This window comes from Paraburkholderia suaedae, assembly GCF_040812055.1.
GTDB lineage: Bacteria > Pseudomonadota > Gammaproteobacteria > Burkholderiales > Burkholderiaceae > Paraburkholderia.
This window is the reverse complement of sequence record NZ_JBFOAH010000025.1, coordinates 135,441-142,990: the sequence shown is the minus strand read 5'-3', so window position 1 is coordinate 142,990 and position 7,550 is coordinate 135,441. Positions and strand designations below refer to the sequence as shown.

General features: G+C 62.3%; 3 protein-coding genes and 2 pseudogenes. All 5 read right to left on the bottom strand.

What is annotated here, in order from left to right; all coding sequences use genetic code 11:
- Window positions 1–200: 200 nt before the first annotated feature.
- A pseudogene (locus tag ABQJ48_RS28480) lies at window positions 201–353 on the bottom strand (polysaccharide deacetylase); the annotation flags it as partial.
- Between the two features lie 138 nt (window positions 354–491).
- Window positions 492–2,867, bottom strand: a complete 2,376-nt coding sequence (locus tag ABQJ48_RS28475) for an acetamidase/formamidase family protein (RefSeq protein ID WP_367841292.1) — start codon at window positions 2,865–2,867, stop codon at window positions 492–494.
- 542 nt (window positions 2,868–3,409) lie between these two features.
- Window positions 3,410–4,657 (bottom strand): annotated as a pseudogene (locus ABQJ48_RS28470) (acetamidase/formamidase family protein); the annotation flags it as partial.
- A 67-nt stretch (window positions 4,658–4,724) separates the two neighbouring features.
- Window positions 4,725–6,341 carry an amino acid ABC transporter permease/ATP-binding protein gene (locus ABQJ48_RS28465; RefSeq protein WP_367841290.1) on the bottom strand — a complete coding sequence of 539 codons (1,617 nt, stop codon included), beginning with the start codon at window positions 6,339–6,341 and terminating at the stop codon, window positions 4,725–4,727.
- The gene (locus tag ABQJ48_RS28460) at window positions 6,341–7,267 is read right to left on the bottom strand and encodes an ABC transporter substrate-binding protein (protein WP_367841289.1); all 927 of its coding nucleotides are present in this window, start codon (window positions 7,265–7,267) and stop codon (window positions 6,341–6,343) included. The genes ABQJ48_RS28465 and ABQJ48_RS28460 overlap by 1 nt, the downstream gene beginning before the upstream one ends.
- Window positions 7,268–7,550 lie beyond the last annotated feature (283 nt).

Below are 7,550 nucleotides of genomic sequence, written 5' to 3'. Positions count from 1 at the left end.
CGCGTCGTTCACCAGCAGCCGGATCGGTCGCAGCGGATGATCGGCCGGTACAAAGTCTTCCAGCTTGACTGTCGTGAACAGCGGTTCTTGCATCTCGTCCATTCCACGCATCGCACTCATCGCTCAAGGTCATGAACACAATATCCATAACGCTCGGGCCGCGAAGCCCGTTTACACCGTTCCCAATTTCAACAGCCTGCTAGTCCTCCGCCGAATGTAAAGTGCTCGATGTTGAAGCCGATATAAACCGCCAGCCGGGAACCGTCAGGCCAGCGATAAACAGGCCGGCCGTTGATCGGCGAATATTCAAAGCGCCCGTGGCCGGGCAGCGCGCGATGTGCGGGAGAATCCATGGCCCAGTGAGTCCTGTCGAACGGCGCGTACGCCTGTGTTCACGTCAGAACCCATGGTAAGGAAACCAAAATAGCTACATCGGGCCTGCTGCGAACAAACTCTTGTCCGCATGCGCATTGGACGTCACACGCGCGACTTCACGCGGTGAAGAGCGACTTCCTGATGATCGCGTGCACCCCCCAGTTGCCGTCTACCACCTGCGTGACGCCGAAGTCGACTGCGACCGAGATTAGCGAGATCGCTTCATCTTCTGAAAGGCCTTTGGTCGTCATCAGGAAGCGCCGCGTTTTGATGAAGGCGTCTCGCATCGCGAGATCGAGGGTCGATTTTTCATATACCGCGCTTTGCGCGCTTGTGCCGAACTCGGCCAGATAGTTGGGATAGCTGAAGCCGTGAAGTACCCATTCGTCGACGGTTTCGACTAGCGGATAGGTGAGGTCCGCAAATGCCTGGCCGTCAAGCGACTCTTTCTTGTGAATCACCAGTTGAAAGTCGCCGGTGAGCGAACACTCGATCGCGGTGCCGCACAGTTCTGAGTCTCCTTGCGACGCATGCGGGTCGCCAATCGAGAGCAGAGCGCCCGGCACCCCAACTGGCAAGAACACGCTCGCTCCGCGCGTTACGCGCCAGTTGTCCAGATTTCCGCCGAACGTCGACGGCGGAATCGAATCGATCAGACCGTCCTGCTGCGGCGCGACGCTGATCACGCCGAAGTGCGGACGCACCGGAATTTTCACGTTCTTCAGGATGTCGTGATTTTCAACGACGGTTGAGTGATCGACTGGCACACCGGGATAATCGATCGTCGGATGCATTACGCCAAATGGATCGCGTTGAGGTGTCCAGCGGAAGTTATAGACGGCGCGTGCGCAGGCAGTTTCGCCGGCAGTGGCGTCGGCATCGAGTTCATAGATGGTGACAACCTCGCGTGGCTTCGGCTCGGTCAATAACTCGCGATAGTGAAATCCCCACCACGCAGCGGCATTACTGCCGAACGCGCGCCCGGCGAACTTGGGATTGGCGCAACGGCGCGGGTGAATGTCGAGAATCCGCACTTCGAGCACATCGCCCGGTTCTGCGTCACGCACGGCAATCGGTCCGGTGCAGATATGGACGCCGAAGCCCTCTCCTGCGCCACGTCCATAGATGGACGCGTCCATGGGGCCCGCGCCGCGGCGGTCGACGTTCTTACGCGCGGCGCTCCAGTGGAACACGCTTTCCGCGCCAGGATCGCCCTGCACCATCCGCTCCCAGTCATCTGCCGCGTGTTGGGTGAGCGTTTCGATCGTCACGGTGTCGCCGCTGTTGACTTCGAGCACAGGCTTGAGGTCGTGACTGAAGTAACCCCAGTGAATCGTATTCGCCGTCGCACGCAACAGATGATGACGCGGCTTGCCGGACTCGGGCGGCGCTGGTGCGCAAGGTGCTTCTGGCTGCTCTGCGGCATCGCTCTCCTGCGCGACGTCTTCAGCCGCACGGTGTTCGGCGAGTTGCGCATGCTCGAGCAAACTCACGGCATTGACAGGCAAGCCGCGCGAGATTCGCCGCACGAGATCGCGTGCTAATTCAAGACCAGCTTCGTGCCGGAAACTGCGCGGCGACGCGCCATATTGCTCGCGAAACGCGCGGCTGAAATACGCAGGATCGTTGAATCCCCAGCGGAAGCAGACATCGGCAATCGAAACCTTTGCATACAACGGATTGACCAGATCCGCGCGGCAGCGCTCCAGCCTGCGTGAGCGCAAGTACGTCGAGAAGTTCTGTCCGACCGCTTCGAACAGCTTCTGCAGATAACGGGGCGACACGCGCTCCTCTTTCGCCATCGATGTCAGCCCGAGGTCGGGGTCGGCGAGATTGCCTTCGATGCTCCGACATATCCGCGAAAAGAGCGCGGCCTGAGATGGCGTGAGGCCACTGAAGTGGCCTTCCTTGTCATGGCCGGCGAGACTCGCGACCAGGAACTCCGCGAGCGCGAGTTCGAGGGGACGTAGTTCGTCGAGTGACAACGTCTCCACGCTTTCGGCAATCGAGCGCAGAAAGCCCGAAAACACGTGACCGATACCGGACTCGCCCGGCAAGCGCCCGGCACGCAACGAGAACGGCGTTAGAAGGCGTGCGTTCACGGCAGAGCGGGGCACGCGGATCACGAACGCGCGGAAGTCGGACGTGAACGACAGGCACGCTTCTTCGCGCGACGACGCATAAACAATATCGCCGGTGGCTACCCGCGCGCGCACGCCGTCGGCAACAAGCGTCAGGCCGCCGTCGAGATGCAGCACGATCACGAGACTGTCGGCGCCGTCGGCCTTGAGTTCGATGGTTTGCGCGAACGCGGCGAGTGCGATCAACTCAAAGCCGTTGCTCGACTTGCGCGACTTGATGGTCCCGTGCAAGTGGCGCGCGGCGGCATGAGGCGCGCCGCACTGCAGGCCGAGCCGTTCGAGCGCCTCGTTCCATGCTCGCAAGCGATCTACTTCGGCGTACGACTCGGTGGTAAAACGCAGTAACTCCAACGCAGGCTCCCGGACCCTGACGAACGTCAGTTGAGTGATTCCAAAGCAATGTCCGTGCCATCGGTAATAACACCATCAGGGCTGCCGCGTTGCGCTACGACGGTGCTTATTCGCACCGTTGTAGCGCTCCTGCACAACTGTCGCGCTCGGCTTTTTTCTCGTCGTCGACGTCTCCTCGAAGCCATGGACGATCAGGTAGTCCGGCGTTTGCGGCCGCCTCCGAGCGGCAGTCGCGGCATCAGTCGCGAATCTCCCAGCGCTTGCCCGGCAAGGGGTATTGGCCCGGATAGTCATACGCATAAGCGCATGAGCCCTATCCGATGCCTGATCGAGTTGCTGGATGGTGGCGCGTTACTTCTCGAAGTCGGTGAAAGGATGGCCCGAGTGCGCCGCGCGATTTGAGCCGTAGTTCGAGCGCGCGATCATTTGCATGTAACGCACTTGAAGCAGATCGCCGGGTGTCGCGTCTTTTACAAAAATCGGTCCCGTCATCGCGCCAGGGCATGTGGGCCCCGCTTGCCCCGCCCCGCGCACCTGAACGCTCAGCCCCCCGCGCCGTCGACGAAGACGTTCTTGCGAATCGAGCCATGCACGCCCCAATTGCCGTCGACGACTTGCGTGACGCCGAAGTCCGCGGCGACCGACATCAGCGCGATGGCCTCGTCTTCGCTCAGCCTGTGTACGGTCATCAGGAAGCGGCGCAGCTTGCGGAACGCGTCGCGCATCGCCTTATCGAGACTGGAGTGCTGCGCCACCTCGATCTGTCCGGCCGGGCCGAGCTCCGCCAGGTAGTTCGGGAAGGTGAAGCCGTACACCGACCATTGGTCGTCGGTTTCCAGCATCGGGTGCGTGAGGCCTTCGAGGATCGTGCCGCCCAGGTCGTTCTTCTTGTGCAGCACGAATTCGAAGTCCCCCGTCAGCGAGGTCTCGATCGCGGTACCGCCGAGCTCGCTGTCACCCTGAGCCGCATGCGGATCGCCGACCGAAAAGAATGCACCTTCGACCGCGACTGGGTAATACATCCGCGCCCCCTTCCCGACGCGCCAGTCGTCGATATTGCCGCCCGTGTAGCTGGGTGGATTGGAGCTGACGTAGTCGAGTTCCGTTGGCGCCAGCCCCATCGTGCCGAAATGCAGCCGGGCCGGCACCTTTACGTTCGACAGGATGTTCTCTCGCTTCCTGACCAGCGAATGGTCGACCTTAACGCCGGGGTAGTCGATGGTCTGATGCACGAAGCCGTCCGGATCGGTCTGCGGCGTCCACACGTAGTTGTAGACCGCGCGTGCGAACGGCTCGCCGGACGTATCGAGCTCGAAGATGGTCACGACTTCACGCGGCTTCGGCTCCTCGATCAGATCGCGATAATGAAAGCCCCAGGAGGCGGCGACGTTCGAACCGAAACAGCGGCCGCGATAACACGCATTGCAGCTCGGCCTCGGCCGTACGTCGAGAATCCGCACTTCGAGCACGTCGCCGGGCTCGGCTCCTTCAATCGCGACCGGACCGGTCAGCAGATGCACGCCGACCCCTTCGCCGGAACCAAGCGTAAAGGGTCCATCGGTTGGCCCCGCGCCGCGGCGCGGCATGGCCTTGTGCTCGCGGGTCCAGTGAAATACGCTTTCGGCGCCGGGGTCGCCCGCGACCATGCGTTCGTGATCGTCGTTTGCATGGTGCGTCAGCGTCTCGATCGTGATCCTGTCGCCGGAGCGCACCGTCAACGCGGGCTCGACTTTTTTGCTGAAATAACCCCAATGAACCGTTTCGGGCGACACGGGGAGGGTATGGTGCTTCATGTGTGTTCGAACCTCTTAAGGCGCCCGGCGCAAAGGGCCGGGCGATGCTGAATGGCGCGTGCGGTCACGACGCGACTTCGAGCCGGTCGTCGGCGCCCATCACGCTCAGGAATCGCGCCGTCAACGGATGGCGCGGGTGTGTGAGCACTTCGTGCGCAGGGCCCTGTTCGATCACCGCGCCGCCGCTCATGAACACGACGCGATCGGCGACCTGATCGGCGAAGCGCAGCTGGTGCGTTGAGATGATCATCGTCAGACCGCCTTCGTCCACGAGCCGCTGGATCACGTCGAGTACTTCGCCGACGAGTTCGGGGTCGAGCGCGGACGTCGGTTCGTCGAGCAGCAGCACGCGAGGATTGGGCGCAAGCGCGCGGGCGATCGCGACGCGCTGCTGTTGGCCACCCGACAGATGGCGCGGCAACGCATCGGCGCGATGACTGAGGCCGACGCGTTCGAGCAGTTCGCGCGCGCGGCGCTCCGCATCGGCGGGCGCCATGCCGTGCACCCAGCGCAGCGGCCCCGCGATGTTCTCGCACGCCGTCAGATGACTGAACAGGTTGAAATGCTGGAACACCATGCCCACACCGGCACTCGCACGTTCGTTGGCGATATCGCCCTGAGTCATCTGCTGACCATCGATCCGAAAACCGAGGCGCTTGCCGGCGATGCGGATTTCCCCCGAATCCCACTTCTCCAGGTGATTGATACAGCGCAGCAGCGTGCTTTTGCCCGATCCGCTCGGCCCCAGCAGCGCGATAACCTCGCCGAAGCGGACTGTGAGGTCGAAACCGTCGAGTACCGTCTGCCCGCCGTAACGCTTGCTCAGCCCCTTCACCTGCACGGTCGCGCTCTGCTTTTGGAGCGCCGTGTAGCGCTGCGCGCGCGCTGCGGAAACGTCATCCGCGTTGGCCACGGGCGACGGCGCTGGTTTGAACGGCGCATCGACGGGTAACGTCGGGCCCGCGGCGGGCGAGTTCGTCGCAATCCCGACACGGCGCCACGGCAGCAGCCGGGCGAAGCGCCCGGACGGGCTGCGATCGAGATCCAGCGCGGTTTCGGCGAACAGTTGAATCGCGGCGACCACGCCGGTCAGCACGAGATACATCAGCCCGGACGCGAAGAAGATCGAAAAGAAATCGAACGTGGACGACGCGAGCTGGGTGCTGCGCAACGTCAGTTCGTCGACTGCGATGACGGAGGCCAGCGACGAGTTCTTCAACGCGCTGACCGACTCGTTGCCGAGCGCCGGTATCATGGTGCGGATGGCCTGCGGCGCGATCACGCGTCGCAGCAGCACGGTCGGCGTCATGCCCAGCGCCTGCCCTGCGAGCAGTTGCCCGCGGTCGACGCCGAGCACGCCAGCACGCAGGATCTCCGCGATGAACGGCCCCTCGTTCGCCGCCAGCGCGAGACCCGCTGCGCCCATCGCACTCAACTTCAACCCGATGTGCGGCAGCGCGTCGTACGCAAACACCAGTTGCAGGATCAGCGGCGTGCCGCGAAAAATCACTGTGTAGCCGCGCGCGATCGCAGCGAGCGGCCCCACCTTGCTCAGTTGCATGCTCGCGAGCACCAGTCCCACGATCAGACCGCCCGCGAGCCCGAGCGCCGTGACTGCGATCGTAAAACCGATGCCGCTTAGCAGATACGGCAGGCCGAGATAGTGCAGAAACAGATTCATCAGTTCGACGCAATCAGCTTGGGGGTTTCGAGGTTTTCAACGCCCAGCGACCACTTTTTCAGCAAGTCGGTCTGGATGCCGGCCTTCTGGATCGCGACGAGCGCTGCCATCACGGCTGCGCGCATTGCGGGGTTGGTTTTCGGAACGCCAATACCGATCGAATACGGCAGCGTCACTGCGCTGGCTTTTTGGAGTTGGTTCGGATACGCCTTGACCGCCTGGTCCACCGTGTTCACATCGTTGATGTACGTATCGGCGCGGCCCGAAAGAATTGCCTGGATCGCGTTCGCGTTGTTGTCATACAGCTGCACGGCGGCTTCCGGCTTGTTGGCCGCCTTGCAGGCCGGCGCGAGGTTCTGGATCAGCGGCACTTCAACGTAGCCGGTGTTTTCTGCCGCAGTCGTGCCGCACATTGTCGGGTTGATGCCGCTGATCTTCTTCGGATTCCCCTTCGCGACGAGCACGCCGTCGAACACTTTCGAATATGTGATGAAGTCCGCCGCCTTCGCACGCTCTTCGGTCGCATAGATGTCGGAGATCACGATGTCGGCCTGGCCGCTTTGCAGCGTGGTCAGCAGCGCCGCGAACGAGACAGGCTTGTACGCCATCTTGAAGCCAAGACAGTTGCCGATCGCGTCGCCGAGGTCGATGTCGAAGCCGATGTATTTAGTCGGGTCATTCGGGTCCAGCGCTTCATAGCCCGGCGTGTGCGGGTTGATCGCGTTGATTAGCGTTTTGCCCTTGAATTGCGGGTATTTCGCCTGTAGCGCTGCGCATTCGGCAGGCGCCGGCGCGGCAGCCTGTGCGTGGCCCGAGATCAGCAGCGCCAGCAGACTGACGGCGCCAAGAACCAGCTCGCGCCAGCGGCGGCCAAGACCGCCCGCGCGCAAAACTCCATGCCCGTGATCGACAAGATTGGTGTACATTCCGGAACTCCCTGAGCGGCAGATGTCAATGGCCCACACCATGTACGCCTTGTTGCATCGCACTAGCGCAAGGGTAGATAGACGAAATTCCGAATACTTGTCTTAGCCCGCACAAATGTTTGCACAGAGGCGCAGGAGATCGGCATACCGAGACCTGCTATCGGGAGCACATCGATGATCAGTCTGACGCGTTCCGCAGCGTATTACCTTGTCGCGCGCACCCGTGTTGCCTGGCACATTCACGTGACACTCCCACACGCACCTGCTCGTGTCGGCCTGCATC

Excerpts from the sequence above, each read along its gene's own strand:
- ABQJ48_RS28465 (WP_367841290.1), bottom strand. The coding sequence starts at position 6,341 with ATGAATCTGTTTCTGCACTATCTCGGCCTGCCGTATCTGCTAAGCGGC.
- ABQJ48_RS28460 (WP_367841289.1), bottom strand. The coding sequence starts at position 7,267 with ATGTACACCAATCTTGTCGATCACGGGCATGGAGTTTTGCGCGCGGGC.